At 49.9% G+C, this 18,828-nt stretch carries 13 protein-coding genes; 10 read left to right on the top strand and 3 right to left on the bottom strand.

From position 1 onward, the window contains the following. Nucleotides 1-76: 76 nt before the first annotated feature. Complete coding sequence (locus DW931_RS02045) at nucleotides 77-334, bottom strand: hypothetical protein (protein ID WP_022359554.1); 258 nt, start codon at nucleotides 332-334, stop codon at nucleotides 77-79. Between the two features lie 494 nt (nucleotides 335-828). Here DW931_RS02045 and DW931_RS02040 point away from each other — a divergent pair, with 494 nt between their 5' ends. Both DW931_RS02040 and hemC read left to right on the top strand, forming a co-directional pair. Then, the gene (locus tag DW931_RS02040; protein ID WP_118626849.1) at nucleotides 829-1,311 is read left to right on the top strand and encodes an NAD(P)-dependent oxidoreductase; all 483 of its coding nucleotides are present in this window, start codon (nucleotides 829-831) and stop codon (nucleotides 1,309-1,311) included. A 25-nt stretch (nucleotides 1,312-1,336) separates the two neighbouring features. After that, nucleotides 1,337-3,763, top strand: coding sequence for a hydroxymethylbilane synthase (hemC, locus tag DW931_RS02035; protein ID WP_243015299.1), 2,427 nt, complete (start codon nucleotides 1,337-1,339; stop codon nucleotides 3,761-3,763). Nucleotides 3,764-3,871: 108 nt separating this feature from the next. Here the strand turns inward: hemC and DW931_RS02030 are convergent, their stop codons facing one another. Then, nucleotides 3,872-4,726: a PHP domain-containing protein gene (locus tag DW931_RS02030; RefSeq protein WP_118482152.1), complete on the bottom strand. Its 855-nt coding sequence runs from the start codon at nucleotides 4,724-4,726 to the stop codon at nucleotides 3,872-3,874. Between the two features lie 385 nt (nucleotides 4,727-5,111). Between DW931_RS02030 and DW931_RS02025 the strand changes: the two genes are divergently transcribed. The 5 genes from DW931_RS02025 to DW931_RS02010 all read left to right on the top strand — a co-directional run bounded on the left by DW931_RS02025 (nucleotide 5,112) and on the right by DW931_RS02010 (nucleotide 13,509). After that, nucleotides 5,112-6,872 (top strand): VanW family protein, encoded by a 1,761-nt coding sequence (locus tag DW931_RS02025; protein ID WP_243036885.1) that lies wholly within the window; start codon nucleotides 5,112-5,114, stop codon nucleotides 6,870-6,872. 55 nt (nucleotides 6,873-6,927) lie between these two features. Beyond that, nucleotides 6,928-7,134 (top strand): hypothetical protein, encoded by a 207-nt coding sequence (locus tag DW931_RS16040; RefSeq protein WP_147353608.1) that lies wholly within the window; start codon nucleotides 6,928-6,930, stop codon nucleotides 7,132-7,134. Nucleotides 7,135-7,218: 84 nt separating this feature from the next. Further along, nucleotides 7,219-10,755 carry a pyruvate:ferredoxin (flavodoxin) oxidoreductase gene (nifJ, locus tag DW931_RS02020; RefSeq protein ID WP_106999935.1) on the top strand — a complete coding sequence of 1,179 codons (3,537 nt, stop codon included), beginning with the start codon at nucleotides 7,219-7,221 and terminating at the stop codon, nucleotides 10,753-10,755. Between the two features lie 287 nt (nucleotides 10,756-11,042). Beyond that, complete coding sequence (locus DW931_RS02015; RefSeq protein ID WP_106999934.1) at nucleotides 11,043-11,966, top strand: alpha/beta hydrolase; 924 nt, start codon at nucleotides 11,043-11,045, stop codon at nucleotides 11,964-11,966. A gap of 145 nt (nucleotides 11,967-12,111) precedes the next feature. Further along, nucleotides 12,112-13,509, top strand: a complete 1,398-nt coding sequence (locus DW931_RS02010; RefSeq protein ID WP_118522484.1) for a nucleobase:cation symporter-2 family protein — start codon at nucleotides 12,112-12,114, stop codon at nucleotides 13,507-13,509. Nucleotides 13,510-13,655: 146 nt separating this feature from the next. On the opposite strand, the gene DW931_RS15815 is transcribed toward DW931_RS02010, so the two are convergent. Continuing rightward, nucleotides 13,656-14,780: an NTP transferase domain-containing protein gene (locus DW931_RS15815; RefSeq protein ID WP_182429167.1), complete on the bottom strand. Its 1,125-nt coding sequence runs from the start codon at nucleotides 14,778-14,780 to the stop codon at nucleotides 13,656-13,658. Between the two features lie 148 nt (nucleotides 14,781-14,928). On the opposite strand from DW931_RS15815, the gene DW931_RS02000 reads away from it, so the two are divergent. Genes DW931_RS02000 through DW931_RS01990 form a run of 3 tightly spaced genes read left to right on the top strand, consistent with a single transcriptional unit; the run spans nucleotide 14,929 to nucleotide 18,637 of the window. Continuing rightward, nucleotides 14,929-15,792 (top strand): FAD binding domain-containing protein, encoded by an 864-nt coding sequence (locus tag DW931_RS02000; RefSeq protein WP_117795471.1) that lies wholly within the window; start codon nucleotides 14,929-14,931, stop codon nucleotides 15,790-15,792. A 59-nt stretch (nucleotides 15,793-15,851) separates the two neighbouring features. After that, the gene (locus DW931_RS01995; RefSeq protein WP_107000403.1) at nucleotides 15,852-16,328 is read left to right on the top strand and encodes a (2Fe-2S)-binding protein; all 477 of its coding nucleotides are present in this window, start codon (nucleotides 15,852-15,854) and stop codon (nucleotides 16,326-16,328) included. Beyond that, nucleotides 16,325-18,637 (top strand): molybdopterin cofactor-binding domain-containing protein, encoded by a 2,313-nt coding sequence (locus DW931_RS01990; protein ID WP_118468604.1) that lies wholly within the window; start codon nucleotides 16,325-16,327, stop codon nucleotides 18,635-18,637. Before DW931_RS01995 ends, DW931_RS01990 begins: the two co-directional genes overlap by 4 nt. Nucleotides 18,638-18,828 lie beyond the last annotated feature (191 nt).

The raw sequence follows: 18,828 nt of genomic DNA, 5'->3' as shown, positions 1-18,828 counted from the left end.
ACATTTTCCAAAAAAATCCTTAAAAAAATATCCCTGTATGTCAAAAATACAGGGATGTCCAAGAAAAGATTGTCTATTAATTGTCAAAATCAATATGAAACGTGTCGTTATTTGCGGTAATATGAACATAGGAGAGATTGAAGGACTCATCCAGAATGTCTACCTTGTATTCAAATACGACGCCATTGTCTTTTTTGGAGAGAAACAGATAGGTTCCATTTTCTTTTTCCTCCATCTGATCGCAGATGTCGTTGTAGATATCCTCGCCGTTTACCTCGCCCGGATAGCCGGAAGCTTTGATCTTGTCTTCGATTGCTTTGTAAAATTCTTCCATCGTTGTAACTCCTTTATTGGTATTAGTCAATCTTTTTATACTCATTGTATTGAATTTAAATGTGTTATAAGTATACAAAATCTGCACCGTTCTGGCAAGACAAAACAAGGATTACTTTTTACGTATACGGGTATTAATAAAAGAGGGTTACTGTACACGCATACGTAAAAAGTAACGGAATTTGCCGTGGCTTCGCATTTCAATACGGCAAATTCCTGCTGCCACCACGTTTTCTTACGGCACTTTCGGTTCCCAAAGTGCCTACCCGTGAACAGAAACAAAAGAGGTTCTAAAATGAAAAATAGGTCTGCCTCATGCTTGATTTATAAAACGTGAAACCTTATAATAATACGGAAATACGGTTTTGAAGAGATGAACTCAATTCCGGTGGCATAGAAACAAACGAAGTAACTGTTCAGTAGGTCTGCGGATTTATTGCGCGTGACTGTGAAGGCACTGAACAGTTACCAAACGAAAATAGTGGGAGAAGAGAAATGTCCTATTTTCCGATTTTTATAGATATGACAGATCGGCAGGTGCTGGTTGTGGGAGCTGGAAGTGTGGCATCGAGGCGGGTCGGCGTGCTGGAAAAATTTGGCGCAGCGATCACGGTGATTGCACCGAACACTTCGGAAGAGATACGGAAGCTGGCGGATTCACGGAAAATCTGTCTGATTGAACAAACCTATGAGGAAGTTCGTGATACGATCTGGCAGGAAAAAAGCTTTTTTATGGCGCTGGCAGCGACCGGGCAGACGGGGACGGACGCAGGGATCAAGGAGGATGCGTCGAGCCATTCCGTCTGGTTTAATATGGCTTCCGATAAAAGTCAGTCAGAGTTTTATTTCCCGGCGATCGCCCAGGGCAGAGAACTGACAGCCGGATTGATTTCTGGCGGAGCGGATCCGGGATTGACGCATCGTGTAGCAAAAGAAGTACGCCGCGTGCTGGCGGAGGCAGAGGTAGAAGATACTTAATATATTTTATAGAGGAGATTAAAAATTGACAGATAAAAATAGGATCCGCGTAGGCAGCCGCGACAGTGCGCTGGCAGTTGTTCAGTCAAAGATGGCGATCGCAGCGATGCAGAATGTCTGTCCGGAGACAGGATTTGAATTGATCACGATGAAAACGACGGGAGACAAGGTGCTTGACCGTCCACTTGATGCGGTTGGCGGCAGGGGATTGTTTGTAAAAGAGCTGGATCAGGCGCTTTATGAAGGGCGGTGCGAGCTGACAGTTCATTCCTTAAAAGATATGCCGCTCTGTCCGCCGGAGGAGCTGCCGGTGCTGGCGCTTTTAGAGCGCGAAGATTGTCGCGATGTGCTGGTTCTGCGTGAAGGCTTATCCGAGCTTCCGGCACACCCGGTAATCGGAACTTCCAGCCGCCGCCGCGTCCTACAGGGGCAGAGATTATTCCCGGATGCAGAATTTAAGGGGATCCGAGGCAACCTGAACACGCGTTTGCGAAAGCTCGATTCTGGCGAATATGATGCGCTGATTCTGGCAGCGGCGGGGCTGATTCGTCTGGGATTTGCAGATCGCATCAGCCGTTATTTTTCTGTGGAGGAAATGATCCCGTCAGCAGGACAGGGTATTCTGGCAATCCAGGGACGGCGTGACCGGGAGATCCCTTTTGTGAAAATGGTTCACTCTGAGGAGTCTGCGGTTTTAACCAGGGCAGAACAGGGCTTTGTCGCCACGCTTGGAGGCGGATGTTCGTCGCCGACAGCAGCTTCGGCGGTGCTTGAAAATGGAAAAATCAAGCTGCGAGGTCTTTATTATAAGGAAGAAACGGGAGAAGTCCGTATTGGCTCCATTGAGGGGGAGGCAGAGAAAGCAGCGGAGCTTGGAAGAAAATTGGCGGAACAGTTATCGGGAAAGCCTGCACTGTCTCCGCTGGGGAAAGTCTACCTTATCGGCTCGGGCCCTGGCGATGCAGGGCTTTTTACTCTGCGCGGCAGAGAACTTCTGGAGCAGGCGGATGCCGTCGTCTACGACGCTTTGGCAGGCGACGCGGTACTGGGCTGGATTCCGGAGCACACGCGGAAAATTGACGTTGGTAAACGGAGTGGACGCCATTCGAAGAAGCAGGAAGAAATCTTAGAAATTTTATTAGAGGAAGCGAAAAAGGGCGGAACGATCGTGCGCCTCAAGGGCGGGGATCCGTTCGTCTTTGGACGCGGCGGCGAAGAAGCTGAATTTTTAAAGAAACATCAGATCCCGTTTGAGGTGGTTCCAGGTATCAGCTCCAGCCTGGCGGTTCCGGCATATTTTGGCATCCCGGTGACGCACCGCGGATTGGCGGGATCGTTTCATGTGATTACCGGACATCGAATGGAGGGCATGCCGGCTCTGGATTTTGAGGCACTTGCTCGGGTCGGCGGCACCTTAATTTTTCTGATGAGTGTTGCGAATGCGCCGAGGATCTGTGAGGGGCTTCTGAATGCGGGAATGAAACCGGAGACGCCGGCGGCATTTCTGATGAACGGAACCCTTGCGTCCCAGAGAATGATCCGCGCAACCCTGCAGACACTTCCGGAAGAGGGTGTGCGTCAGGGCGTCAAGGCGCCTGCCATCCTTGTGATCGGGGAGGTCTGTGCGCTTGCTGATACGTGTGCATGGAGAGAAGAAAAGCCGTTGGCAGGAAAACGGATCGTGATTACCCGCCCGAAGGAGCGCAGCCAGAAGCTGGCGGAACATCTGCGCGATGCCGGAGCGGAGGTGCTGGAATTTCCGACGATTGAGTTAAAACCGGTCTGGAAAAAATCAGAAAAAGCGGATGCTGGCACAGCGGATAAAGAAAAACTGTATGAACTGGTTCGGAATCTGGAATCGTATCACTGGCTGGTGCTCACGAGTCCGGCAGGGGCACAATATTTCTTTGAGCTTTTGAACCAGATGCAGAAAGATTTCAGGAGCCTCTCCCATCTGCGTTTTGCTGTGATCGGTGAGGGAACCGCGTCCGTCTGCCGGGAACACGGCATTTACCCAGATTATATTCCGGAGCGCTTTTATGCGGCAGATCTCGGAAAAGGGCTGGCAAAACAGGTGAAGCAGAACGAACGCGTATGCATCCTGCGCGCCAGACATGGTTCGCCGGAACTGACGCAGGCATTTGAAGCTGCCGGAATATCCTATATGGATGTGACACTTTACGATACGATCACGCCGGAGGAATCGCCGCTTGCAGAGCGCATCCGTGAACTCCTAAAAGAGGGCGCGATCGATGCGGCCACGTTTACGAGCGGATCGACGGTACAGGGATTCCTGGATATTTTACAGCCGGATAAGGAGACATTGAACGGATTTACAGCCGTCTGTATCGGAGAAAAGACAGAAAAAACCGCCAGCGCGGCGGGAATGAAAGCCGTACTGGCGGAGTCCGTCTCGGAAGAAGGGATTGAGCAGGCGCTCTATCATATGTAAACATATAAACAGACGTCTGTTCAGCAGGTTCATGAAGAAGTTTTCATATAGATTGTAAATGCCTGAACATACGGAACCGATAGAAGCGTGAGCGGGTAAATCAGCATTTTAGCTGTTTTTCTGCTGTAACCGGGCTTTTATGTTGTCCAGCAGCAGTGCAGAAACCCGCAGACCGCCGTAGCCGCTTCCAAGATGGATATCTGGTTTGTTGGCACCGTGAAAATCGGAACCGCCGGTGGAGACCAGACCGAGACGGGAAGCTATTTCACGTAAATGAAGACTGTCGGATTGAGAGTGTGAGGAATAATAAACCTCGATGCCCATCATTCCGGCTTCTTTTAAATAGGAGAGAAGCTGCTCGGTCTTTTTCCAGCCAAGTTTATACTGGAGAGGATGTGCGAGCGCTGGTAAACCGCCAGCTACACGGATCAGGCGGATCGCTTCCTCCGGCTCAATCATCTGCTTCGGGCGGTAATATTTTTTGCCGTCCCCGAGGTATTTATCAAATGCCTGGCTGACCGAAGTGACACAGCCTTTTTCAAGCAGTGCGCGTGCAAAATGGGCACGGGTGATGACAGTGTGTTCATTTCCGTGAATTAAATCTTCATATTTAATGGGAAATCCATCTGCCTGAAATAAAGCGAGAAGCTCTTCATTGCGCCGGTTACGGATCTCGCGGACCTGCCGCAGTGCAGATAAAAGTTCCGGGCAGTGCGGGTTCAGATAGAGCCCCAGAATATGGATTTCTTTTCCTTCATAAGGACTGGAAAATTCGGCACCGGGAATGACAGTCAGGGAGGTGTTCTCGGCTGCCTGCATGGCTTCCGCAACGCCGTCAACTGTATCATGATCCGTCAGCGCATAGGCGGTCAGACCGCATTGGAGCGCCAGATTTGTCACTTCGGTGGGCGTGAGTGTGCCGTCCGAAGCAGTAGAATGAACGTGTAAATCAATTAACTGCATAGATGCAGACCTCCTTCTGCTGTAAGACTACCCGCATTAGATGGAAAAGTCAAGTATGCGGCAGATACCCGCTGCAGTTTGCCAGTGTGTAAACGGGAACAAAAATGATTGTTTACATCAGATATATTTGAAAGAAGAAGCGTTATACAAAAAACAGAGCGGCTGTGGAAATTTGTACCAGGAAACGGTTGTGGGGATCAAAAAAATTTATAAGTTAATTTAAGAATTATGTTATTTTCTTTTCCTGGAATTGTGCTATACTGTAGCAGAGATATTTTCAAATAAACACATATAATAAAATTTCATGGAAAAGACGGACAGGTGATGGAAAATGAGTGAGTACAACAGAAATTCTTCAGGAGGAAGGAATTTTGAACATAGAGGATTGGAGGGCGGAACGCTGAGTTCGTACAGCCGTGCCGGACATAGCAGTACCGGGCATCGTTCGTCGTCCGGAACATCCAGCCATACAAAAAGTACAGATGCGCACACAAGCACGGGACGCCGGGATACTGTGATGAATCGGGCGGCAGCCGGTCGGAGTCATACTTCCGGGCGTTATAAAAAGAAGAGAAGAAACCGTCTGGATATTACACAGATCCTTTTGATCGTGATCGGTGTCCTGGCGGTTATCCTGATAGCGGCGATTGCCTCCCGCGGGTGCGGTGGGGGCAGCGCGGCAGGCGGGGCGACCGAATCGGATATCGTACAGGAGAGTACCGTGGCAGATGGAGCGGTGACCGTCAACGGCGTCAATATTTACGGAATGACGCAGGAGGAGGCGCGCAAGGCGATCCTTGATTCATTTGACTGGAAGATGAAGGCCAAATACGAGGACAAAGAGACCGACGTTACCAATCTGATGGCGGATAAAGTTGATCAGCTTCTCGAGGAGATCTATGCAAGTGATCTGAAACCGGGTGAGACATATGAAGTCAACACGGAAAATATGATCGAGGATGCCAAGGCAGAGGCAGCACTGATTGCCGGAAACTGGAACATGGCAGCCAAGAGCGGCGGTATCTCCGGTTACAATAAGGAAACGGGTAAGTTTGAGTTCAGCGAGGGCACCAAGGGACTTGTCATTGATCAGGATAAGCTGGCACAGGCGATGGTCGATGCGATTGACAAGAAAGAGTTTGATGCCGTCCTGACCGCAGAGACGAAGGAAGTCGCAGCGGATTCGTCGGTACAGGATAAGTACAAGACAATGTCCACCTACACAACCACGACGACCTCCAACAGCAACCGAAACGAGAATATCCGTCTGGCGGTCGCAGCGTTAAACGGAACGATTGTCAAACCAGGACAGGAATTTTCCTTTAACAATACGACCGGTGCGAGAACCGAAGAAAAAGGCTACAAGCCGGCAACCGCATACTTAAATGGCGAGGTTGTCCAGGAGCCAGGCGGCGGCGTCTGCCAGGTATCTTCGACCTTATACAATGCGGTTGTATTTGCGGGGCTGAAGAGTACGGAGCGCCACGCACACAGCTACGAGCCGTCCTACGTTACACCGGGCGAGGATGCGGCAGTCAGCTACGGCGGACCGGACTTCAAGTTCGTCAACAACTCGGAATATCCGCTGGCTATCAAGGCAAGCTTCAGCGCATCTGATCGAAAACTGACGATCGCACTGTATGGAGTTCCGATTCTGAAAGAGGGTGTCAAGATCCGTATGTCTTCTGAGAAGACAGGCGAGATTGATCCGCCGTCTGCGGTTTATACCGAGGATGGTTCCCTGCAGCCGAATCAGGAAGTGCAGACAAAGGCAGCGACTCCGGGCAGCCGCTGGTCCACGGATCTGGTTACCTATGAGAATGATAAAGAAGTGAGTCGTGAATTTTTTCACAATAGCAGCTATCGTGGAAAGGCAGCGCAGATCAAACGTAACAGTTCCGCTACTGTAGCGACCAACGCAACGGAGGCAACGGCGGCAGCAGAGAGCACTGCGGCTGAGACAAATGCAGCTAATGAGAGCACAGCGGCACATGAGACAACCACAGCGGCACCGTCCAGCCCTGGCGGCGAGACAAAAGCTCCGACCACGACAGCGGCGGAATCCAACGAAGGACCACAGGAGACAACTCCAGAGCCAGAGGAAACGAACCCGGTTGTGGAAGCAAATGGACCTGGAAGCAATTAAAACCAAGGCAAAACTAAGGTGAAATATAGAAAGTGCTGTAAGATAGATTGCAAAAATGAATGATAAAAGGGCATTCAAGCGGCATTTGAATGAAAAGCACCGCTGGATGGAGAGGCTTTCTTCATCTGGCGGCGCTTTTTTTCATATTTTGTGGTTTTATCGACTATCTGAAAAAACAGTAGACAGCTTTTTTGTAATTGTTCGAAAAATAATACCGGATATAAATCAAAATTATTTGCATTTTGACGAGAATTTGTTATAATATTATCAGGTAAATTTCCAGGACAATCTATTTGGGGAGATTTATTACTGAATACATTCACTATCAATAGGAGGAATATTCATTATGGCAAGAAAGATGAAAACCATGGATGGAAACCACGCAGCAGCGCATGCTTCTTACGCATACACCGACGTGGCAGCTATCTATCCGATTACCCCTTCTTCTCCGATGGCTGAGGCTACCGATGAATGGGCAACAGACGGAAGAACCAATATTTTCGGCCACACAGTTCAGATTACAGAGATGCAGTCTGAGGCAGGTGCAGCAGGTGCAGTGCACGGATCTCTGGCAGCAGGTGCGCTGACAACCACGTACACCGCTTCCCAGGGTCTGCTTCTGATGATCCCGAACTTATACAAGATTGCAGGTGAGCAGCTCCCGGGCGTATTTAATGTTTCTGCTCGTGCACTGGCCAGCCATGCGTTATCCATCTTCGGTGACCATTCTGATATTTATGCGTGCCGTCAGACAGGCTGCGCGATGCTGTGTGAATCCAGCGTACAGGAAGTTATGGATTTAACCCCGGTTGCACATCTGGCATCCATCAAGGGCAAGATTCCGTTCATTAACTTCTTCGATGGTTTCCGTACATCCCATGAGATTCAGAAGATCGAGACCTGGGATTATGAAGATCTGAAAGATATGGCAGATATGGATGCAATCGATGCATTCCGTAAGAATGCACTGAACCCGAACCACCCGTGTCAGCGCGGTTCCGCTCAGAACCCGGATATCTTCTTCCAGGTAAGAGAGGCTTGCAACCCGTACTACGATGCACTTCCGGCGATTGTTCAGGAATACATGGACAAGGTCAATGAGAAGATTGGCACAGACTACAAGCTGTTCAACTACTATGGCGCTCCGGATGCAGAGCACGTTATCATTGCAATGGGTTCTGTCAACGATACCATCGAGGAGACGATCGATTACCTCGTAGCAGCTGGAAAGAAAGTCGGCGTTGTAAAGGTTCGCCTGTACCGTCCGTTCGTAGCCAGCGCACTGGTAGACGCTATTCCGGATACTGTTAAGCAGATTTCCGTATTAGACCGCACCAAAGAGCCGGGTTCCCTTGGCGAGCCGCTTTACCTTGATGTAGTAGCAGCATTAAAGGGTACAAAATTCGATCAGACTCCGATCTTCACAGGTCGTTACGGACTTGGTTCCAAGGATACCACACCGGCTCAGATCGTAGCTGTATATGAGAACACAACCAAGAAACAGTTCACCATCGGTATCGTAGATGATGTTACCAACCTTTCCCTGGAGCTTGGCGCACCGCTTGTTACCACTCCGGAAGGAACTGTAAACTGTAAGTTCTGGGGTCTTGGTGCTGACGGTACTGTAGGTGCAAACAAGAACTCTATCAAGATCATCGGCGATAATACCGATATGTACGCACAGGCTTACTTCGATTATGACTCCAAGAAATCTGGTGGTGTTACAATGTCCCACCTTCGTTTTGGTCATAAACCGATCAAATCCACCTACCTGATCCACAAGGCAAACTTTGTTGCCTGTCACAACCCGGCTTACATCCGTAAGTACAACATGGTTCAGGAACTGGTTGACGGCGGTACATTCCTGTTAAACTGCCCGTGGAACATGGAAGAGCTGGAGCAGCACTTACCGGGACAGGTTAAGAAGTTCATCGCTGACCACAAGATTAAATTCTACACCATCGACGGTGTTAAACTGGGTATCGAGACCGGTATGGGCCCGACCCGTATCAATACCATCCTTCAGTCCGCATTCTTCAAGCTGGCAAATATTATTCCGGAGGAGAGAGCGATCGAACTGATGAAGGCTGCTGCAAAGGCAACCTACGGTCGTAAGGGCGAAGATGTTGTTAAGAAAAACTGGGCTGCTATCGATGCAGGCGCTCAGAACGTTGTAGAGATTCAGGTTCCGGAAAGCTGGAAGAACGGCGAGGACGAGGGACTTGAGATGACTCACGCAACCGAGGGAAGAGCAGATGTTGTTAAGTTTGTCAACACCGTTCAGGCTGCTGTTAATGCTCAGGAGGGTAACAACCTGCCGGTATCTGCATTTACCGATTATGTAGATGGTACAACTCCGTCTGGTTCCGCTGCATACGAGAAACGTGGTATCGCAGTCAATGTACCGGTTTGGAATCCGGACAACTGTATCCAGTGTAACTTCTGTTCTTATGTGTGCCCGCACGCAGTTATCCGCCCGATCGCGATGACCGAGGAAGAGGCTGCTGCCGCTCCGGAAGGAACAAAGACACTGCCGCTTACAGGTATGCCGCAGTACAAGTTCGTGATGACTATTTCTTCCTTGGATTGTACCGGATGTGGTTCCTGTGCAAATGTCTGCCCGGGCAAGAAGGGTGAGAAAGCACTTACGATGGTAAGTCTTGACAAGAATCTGGAGGCTCAGAAGGGTTATGACTACGGTCAGACACTTCCGATCAAACAGGATGTCATTGATAAATATAAAGAGACAACCGTTAAGGGAAGCCAGTTCAAACAGCCGTTACTTGAGTTCTCCGGCGCTTGTGCAGGATGCGGCGAGACTCCGTACGCAAAACTGATTACTCAGCTGTTCGGCGATCGTATGTACATTGCCAACGCAACCGGATGCTCTTCTATCTGGGGCAACTCTTCACCGTCCACACCTTACACCATGAACAAGGCTGGCAAGGGTCCGGCTTGGGACAACTCCCTGTTCGAGGACAACGCAGAGTTCGGTTATGGTATGCTTTTGGCTCAGAACGCAATCCGTGACGGCTTAAAGGGTAAGGTTGAGGCTGTGATGGCGGCAGAACAGGCGACCGATGAAGTGAAAGCAGCTTGCAAAGAGTGGCTGGATACTTACGGAATCGGTGCATTGAACGGCGCAGCTACCGACAAGCTGGTAGAGGCTCTGGACGGCATCGACTGCCCGAACTGCAAGGATATTGTGAAGAACAAAGACTTCCTCGCTAAGAAATCCCAGTGGGTATTCGGTGGCGACGGTTGGGCTTACGATATCGGTTTCGGCGGTGTTGACCACGTACTTGCTTCCGGCAAGGATATCAACATCATGGTATATGATACCGAGGTTTACTCCAACACAGGCGGACAGTCCTCTAAGGCAACTCCGACCGGTGCAGTTGCACAGTTTGCAGCAGGTGGTAAAGATGTGAAGAAGAAAGATCTTGCTTCCATCGCTATGAGCTACGGCTATGTATACGTTGCCCAGATCTCCATGGGTGCTGATTATGCTCAGACTGTTAAGGCAATCGCTGAGGCAGAGGCATATCCGGGTCCGTCCTTAGTCATTGCTTATGCTCCGTGTATCAACCACGGTATCAAAAAAGGTATGGACAAGGCTCAGACCGAGGAGAAACTGGCGGTAGAGTGCGGTTACTGGCACAACTTCCGTTACAATCCGGCTGCAGAGGACAAGAAGTTCACTCTGGACAGCAAGGCACCGACAGGTGACTACCAGGCATTCTTAAAGGGTGAGGTTCGTTACGCATCTCTGGCTCTGAAGAATCCGGATAGAGCCGGCGCGCTGGATGCAAAGAACGAGGAAGAGGCAAAGGCTAGATACCAGTACCTGAACAAGCTCGTTACTCTGTATACAAACAACTAATGAATCACTGATTCATGAATATATGACATACGATATATAAAACGTATGACTGCAGAAGCTCCGTCGAAAGATGGAGCTTTTGTTGTGTAATAGGGAATTCCCTATTACACAACAAGGCACATTCTTTTTTAGGGGGGAAAATTGTATAATAGAGTGTTTTTGTGGTATCCTGTATATGAAAAGGATCTGAAAATTATATGCTTCAATAAAACAGGAAAATAAAAAATATTTCAGGCAATGTTGAGAGAGATAATTCGATATAGCATTTAGAAAGCGGGGAAATCAGGATGGCACAGGGCAAAGATTTTTATATTCCATTTCAGGATGGGAGCGGCAGAATCCATGGCATCTGCTGGGAGCCGGAGGAAACACCGTGGGCGGTCATTCAGGTGGCGCACGGTATGATCGAGCACATTGGCAGATACGAAGAATTTGCACAGGCGATGAACCGGGCGGGGATTGCGGTCATCGGGCACGATCATCCGGGACATGGACGGACAGCAAAACCAGGGGAATTGGGCGAGTTCGCGGAGAAAAATGGTGTCCGCCGCGTGAACGGTGCGATGGCGCAGGTGGCACGTTTTGCGAAACACAAGTTTCAGGGCATTCCGCATATTCTTCTGGGGCACAGCATGGGTTCGTTTTTTGGACGCCGTTTTATCACGCATTATGGAGAATGGCTGGACGGCGCAATTTTCATGGGAACCGGAAGCCAGCCGGAACCACTTTTGTGGCTGGGCGGAACCGTCGTGGCAGCGGCAGCGTGGCTGGAAGGAAGAAATGGACGAAATGAGCGGCTGCACCAGCTGGTTCTTGGAAGCTATAACCGCTATTTTGAAAAAGGAAAAACGGAACATCAATGGCTGTCGCGCGTGACGGAGGAGGATGAAAAATACGAGGCGGATCCATACTGCCAGTTTTTATTTACCGATGGGGCATTCGTCGATTTTTTCCAGGTCATGCTGGATTTGAAGCGGAAGAGAGGCTTTGATGGAATTCCGAAAAATCTGCCGATTCTGCTGATATCGGGAGAGGAGGACCCGGTCGGAGAAGGCGGACGCGGTGTGCGTCGCGCGATGGAAGATCTGCAAGAAACCGGATGTACCAATGTGGCGATGCAACTTTATCCGGGGGCAAGGCATGAACTGTTTCATGAGATCAACCGGGAAGAGGTATTTGGTGATATTGTGGACTGGGTAAGCAAATTATAAGTAATACTTATAACTTACTTAATGAAAAATAATATACAAATGAAAAAACAATCTTTACAGTTCATATGCTTTTTTTTATAATTGAGAATGTTTTGGAAACTGTGTAAAAAGGTAGTTTTAAATTGGGTACAGGGAGAGAAAATCTATGGAAAATGAAAAGAAATTTACGGGACCTGCCTATGAGTTTGAGGCGAAGATGCCGTTAAAACAGGCGATTCCGCTGGGACTGCAGCACGTGCTTGCGATGTTTGTCGGTAACCTGACACCACTTCTGATCATCACAGGCGCCTGTGGTATCACGGGCGGAAACGATCTGGCACAGCTGCAGATCGAGCTTCTGCAGAATGCGATGCTGGTGGCGGGACTGATCACGCTGCTGCAGTTATTTTCGGTTGGTCCGGTTGGCGGCAAGGTTCCGATTATCATGGGAACCAGCTCTGGTTTCATCGGTGTATTCAACAGCGTGGCGGCTACGATGGGCGGCGGTATTTTAGCGTACGGCGCCATTATGGGTGCTTCGATCATCGGCGGTCTGTTCGAGAGTGTGCTTGGATGCTTCTTAAAGCCGCTTCGCCGATTTTTCCCGTCGGTCGTAACAGGTACGGTCGTTCTTTCGATTGGTCTGTCATTGATCGGGGTCGGCGTCAATTCCTTCGGCGGCGGCAGCTCGGCGCAGGACTTTGGTTCCATGGAAAATATGCTGCTTGCTATTTTTGTCCTGATTGTGATTCTGGCAGTGAAGCACGGAACGAAGGGATATTTAAGTTCTTCCTCGATTCTGGTCGGAATTATTGCCGGTTATGCTGTAGCATTCATCATGGGTCTGGTGCTTCCGCACACGGGTATTGCAGCGGACGGAACCGAATATACCAAAGCATGGGTATTAAACTGGGATAAGGTAGCACAGGCGAGCTGGATCAGCATTCCGCCGATCGTCCCGGTTAAAATTGTCTTTGATATGCGCGCGATTTTGCCGGTTCTTATCATGTTTATTGTAACCGCTGTTGAGACGGTCGGAGATATTTCCGGTGTCGTTGAGGGCGGTATGGACCGTGAGGCGACCGATAAAGAGCTTTCCGGCGGCGTTATCTGCGATGGACTTGGTTCCAGTATTGCGGCGCTGTTCGGTGTTCTTCCGAACACTTCGTTCAGCCAGAACGTAGGTCTGGTTACGATGACAAAGGTAGTCAATCGCATGGCACTTGCAACCGGCGCGGTATTCCTGATTCTGTGCGGTCTGATTCCGAAGCTGGGTGCGATCGTTTCGATCATGCCGCAGTCGGTACTGGGAGGCGCAGCGGTTATGATGTTCTCTTCGATCGTAGTTAGCGGTATTCAGCTTATCACGAAAGAGAAGATGACTTCACGCAACCTGACCATCGTCTCTGTTGCACTGGGTGTTGGTTACGGCATGGGTGCACATGCAACCATCCTTTCCAAGATGCCGGAAGCAATTCAGCTTGTATTCGGCGGATCTGGTATCGTTCCGGCAGCTTTCATGGCGATTATCCTGAATGTGCTGCTGCCGAAGGAAGAGGCGTAAGAAATAGGAAGATTAGAAAAAGGTCATAGGTACATAAAAATATAAGATCCATCTATAAAATATGGAATGTATGGCTGAAAGTGATACGTAGATTGATAAAAAGGGACTGGCATCATGCTGCATGTGCGATGTCAGTCCTTATAGTTTTATTCGATTGTTACCAGATTCTCCAGGCGTTTGAGCTCCTCCGGCGTGTCTACATCCATCAATTCCTCCGGCACTTCGGCAGTCACATACTGGACAACGTCCAGATGCTGGCGGAGAACATGGCTTCCGCCAGCTTTTTCCGGCAGATGGAGCAGTTCGTCAAAATATGCCCGGTCGAAGAGAATCGGGCTTCCGACGGTGGTTGAGACGGAAGGTTCGGGAGAAGCCGTCATTTGGACGCTGCAGAGCTGTACAATCGGTGATTTTTCTGCAATTCCTGAATTCTGAGGCAATTTTGATTTCAAAATGGAAAAATCAGAATCTGGGAAAACAGATTTTGAGTGACTTGGTGATATTCTGCATTCGAGATAGCGCCGGCATATCCGTTCCAGTGTCCGTGGACGCAGAAGCGGCTGATCGCCGAGTGCAAAGAGACAGCCTGATAAATCCGGGTGCCTTTTTAACATGTGTGTAAGTCCCAGGCAGAGCGCCTCGTTCCGATTGGGAAGTGTATGAATCAGCACCGGAATCCCCAGGGACTGACAGTAATCGTGAACCTCCCGGGAGCGCGTTACAACGAGACGATCGGCAAAGAGCGGAACAGAACCGGTCACATTCAGAACCGAGTGGATGAGCGGAGTACCGTGGAACGAAGCCATGAGCTTGTTCGAGCCGAAACGTTTTCCAAGACCGGAGGCCATGATGATGCAGGCGACCCGAACATCGTTTGAATTTTGCAAACAAGTGAAAGAGGACGTTTGTGTTCCAGAAGAGAAAAAAACAGATTTCCGCCTGCAAAAAAATTCTTCATATAACTGTTTCCCACTCTCCGTACATGCATCCCGATATGCCTCATACTTAGCTAGAAACTCCCTCGCCTCCGCCGTCATCTGGCTGCCTCCGCCGCCTTTTCCGCCGGTGGTGCGGACGGTCAGTGGAAATCCAAGCGTGGCTTCGGCGGAGCAGATAATCCGAAGTGCTTTTGTATACGCCATATTCATGGACAGAGCGGCGGAGCGGAGCGATCCGGTTTCATCGATGGCATGAAGAAGCTGACGAGGACCTTCGCCAAAGAAACGATGGTTTTCGTCGTTGCAGAGGTAGGTACGGATGGATGGTTTCATAGTTTTTGTCAAATCCTCCTAATCTTTTCTGGAAAAAGGGGTCTCGTTGTATTTTAAAAATAACAACGGAATTATACCATGTTTTATGCTATAATAAAAGATGGATAATTTTGTTATTTAAGAAATAGATGAAAAAGAGGAAAAACCTATGATGACGATTCGAGAATATAAACGGGTAGAAAGCCTGGAGGAAGCCTGGGAGCTGAATCAGAAAAAAGCGAACCGGGTGATAGGCGGTATGATCTGGCTGAAGATGAGCCGGGGCAATGTAGGAACCGCGATTGATATTTCAGGGCTGGGGCTGGATCAGATAGAGGAGACAGAGGATGCGTTTGAGATTGGCGCGATGGTTACCCTGCGCCAGCTGGAAGAACATCCGGGATTGGCGGCATACACAGACGGTGCCATGCGCGAGTCGGTGCGCCATATCGTCGGCGTGCAGCTTCGGAACCTGGCGACAGTCGGAGGCAGTATCTATGGCAGATTTGGATTTTCAGATGTCCTGACGATGTTCCTGGCGATGGACACCGAAGTGGAACTTTACAAAGCTGGAAGGATGCCGTTGGTGGAATTTGCAAAACAGATCGGCGGCCGGGACATTTTAGTCAAATTAATTGTCCATAAAGACAAAGCCGTATATCACTACCAGTCCGTGCGGAATACGCAGACTGATTTTCCAGTGCTGACCTGTGCAGCGGCGAAACGGGCGGATGGAGCATATCGTTTTAGCATCGGTGCGCGTCCGGGGCGTGCTGTGTTGTTCGAGGCATCAGCGGAGACAATACAGGCGCTTATAGAGGAAAAGCAAAAGGCTGAAACAAAAGCAGATGCGGATGCCGATACCAGAGAAAGTCAGGACAAGACGCAGACCGGGAAGAAAGCAGCCTGTCTTGCAAAGTGGATCCGTGATCAGGTTCAGACGTCTTCAAATATGCGCGGCAGCGCTGAATACCGGAAACATTTAACCGGTGTTCTGATAAAGCGGGCGGTGCGTGTGCTGGAAGAGTGCTAAACGAAATAGGGCAATAAAATGATCGTATAACAGTATGAATATTAGGAGATTCACATATGATGCAGATAACGATTACTCTAAATGGAACGAAGATTTCCCCGGAGATTGAACCGGATACGCTTCTGATTGATCTGGTACGCAGTCAGGGCTGTTACAGTGTCAAGCGCGGCTGCGAGACGGCAAACTGCGGACTCTGTACCGTATTCCTGGATGAAAAACCAGTGCTTTCCTGTTCCGTGCTGGCGGCGCGGGCGGACGGTCACAGCGTGACGACGCTGGAAGGACTCCAGGAGGAGGCAAAAGAATTTGGCGCATTCATTGCCGATCAGGGAGCCGAACAGTGCGGCTTCTGTAATCCGGGCTTTATCATGAATGCGCTGGCGCTGTTCCGGGAAAAAGAGTTCCCGGAGGAGGATGAAATCCGCGAATATCTGGCAGGAAACCTGTGCCGCTGTTCCGGTTATGAAGGACAGCTTCGCGGCATTCTGGCATTTTTAGACTGGAAGAGAGAAAAACAGAAGGAGGCGGCAGAATGAGAGTGGTCAATACTTCTGTACGAAAAAAAGATGCGATGCAGCTGGTAACCGGACAGCCGGTTTACGTGGATGATCTGGCGCCGCAGGACTGCCTGATCGTCAAACTTCTGCGTTCCCCGTATGCGAATGCGATGGTAAAAACGATCAACACCGCGATCGCAATGAAAGTTCCGGGCATCGAGGCAATTTATACCTGGGAGGATGTGCCGCAGGATGCAAAGCGCTACACACAGGCGGGGCAGACATACCCGGAGGCGAGCCCGTATGACCGTCTCCTGATCGACCGCCATGTTCGTTTTCAGGGCGATATCGTGGCGATTGTAGCAGGAAAAGATGAAAAATGTGTCGATAAAGCACTCCGCCTGATCAAGGTACAGTACGAAGTCTTAGAGCCGGTTCTGGATTTCCATACGTCAAAGGACAACCCGATCCTGGTTCACCCAGAGGACAACTGGGAGAGTCTTGCTCCGGTCGGCGCAGACAACAAGCGCAACCTCTGCGCGCACGATGAGTGCGGCAACGGGGATGTCGAGGCGGTTTTAAAGGACTGCGACATCGTGATTGATCATGTATACCACACAAAGCCGTGCCAGCAGACGATGATGGAGACATTCCGTACCTATTGTTCGATCGATACCTACGGAAGATTAAATATTTTAAGTTCCACGCAGATCGTGTTCCACTGCCGCAGAATCGTGGCAAATGCGCTTCATATCCCGAAGTCGATGGTGCGCGTGAGCAAGCCGAGAATCGGCGGGGGTTTTGGTGCAAAGCAGACGGCGGTCTGTGAAGTCTATCCGGCATTCGTTACCTGGATGACGAAAAAACCGTCGAAGCTGATTTATAGCCGGATGGAGGCACAGACGGCGTCTTCGCCGCGCCATGAGATGGAGATGCATGTGCGTCTGGGCGCGATGAAGGACGGCACGATCCGCGGCATCGATCTTTACACATTGTCCAATACCGGTGCTTACGGCGAGCATGGACCGACAACCGTTGGACTGTCAGGACACAAATCGATCCCGTTGTATGGAAGTGTTGAAGCATTCCGCTTTATCAGCGATGTTGTCTATACGAATATCATGTCGGCAGGCGCGTACCGTGGCTATGGTGCGACACAGGGACTTTTCGCGATCGAGTCGGCGGTCAATGAGCTGGCAGACCAGATTCAGATGGATCGCTTTGAGATCCGCCTGAAAAACATGGTTAAAGAGGGCGATCTGATGCCAGCATATTATAATCAGGTTAATACAAGCTGCGCACTCGACCGTTGTGTAAAAAAAGTGCGTGAGATGATCGGCTGGGAAGACAAATATCCGGTGCGTGACATGGGCAATGGCAAGGTCCGCAGCGTCGGCATGGGTATGGCGATGCAGGGATCGGCAATCACGGCGATGGATGTCGGAAGTGCCCGTCTCAAAGTCAACGACGAAGGGTTCTATACATTGTCGCTCGGAGCGGCAGATATGGGAACCGGCTGTGACACGATTCTGGCGCAGATTGCGGCGGAAGTGCTGGAATGCCCAATCGACGCGATCACGGTGCTGGGCGCGGACACGGATTCATCCCCGTATGACTCAGGTTCTTATGCATCGAGTACGACCTATCTGACCGGAAAAGCGACCGAACGGTGTGCGCTGCGCCTGCGTGAGCAGATCTGTAAACTGGGTGCAGAGCTTCTGGGCGTCCCGGCGGATGCAGTGGAATTTGACGGAAAAGAGGTATTCACAACCGAAAAAGCCGGGGATGAGACGAAGAAGATCGCTCTGGCTGATATCGCAACGGCATCCATGTACGGGCATGAAATTCCGCTGGAGGTAACTGAGTCGAGAACCGCCCACATTTCCCCGCCTCCGTTTATGGCAGGTGCGGTTGAGCTTGAGATTGATATGGAGACAGGCGAAACCAGCGTTATTAATTATGCGGCAGCGGTAGACTGCGGTACACCGATCAATCCGAATCTGTCCCGCCTGCAGGTTGAGGGCGGTCTGATGCAGGGAATCGGCATGGCGCTGACGGAAAATATTACCCGCAATGCACAGGGTGGTGTGCGTGAAAATTCCCTGATGCAGTATAAGATTCCGACCCGGATTGACTATGGACATTTAAACGTTGAATTTGAGAGCAGTTATGAGCCATCTGGTCCGTTCGGAGCAAAGTCGATCGGCGAGATTGTTATCAACACGCCGCTTCCGGCGATTGCTGATGCGGTGTACAATGCAGTCGGAAAACGATTCTATGAGCTTCCGATCACGCCGGAGCAGATTGCACGCGCGGCGGCAGAGAAGCTGGGAGAAGATTTTATTTAAAGAGATAGATCAAAAACAAAAAGCTGCAGCAGAATGTTATATGTTAGCATTTTGCTGCAGCGTTTTGTTTTTGTGTGCGCACAATGTCAATTAATTAGTGTCATAGTTCTAAGCTGTTTTGGCTTGCATTCTGCCGCAGGTCTATATATAATGAAAGAGTGAATATCTATTTTAGGTCTGGTAAATCTGAT

It is taken from the genome of Clostridium sp. AM43-3BH (assembly GCF_003479985.1).
Lineage (GTDB): Bacteria > Bacillota > Clostridia > Lachnospirales > Lachnospiraceae > Otoolea > Otoolea fessa.
This window is presented reverse-complemented; position numbering and strand designations above follow the sequence as displayed.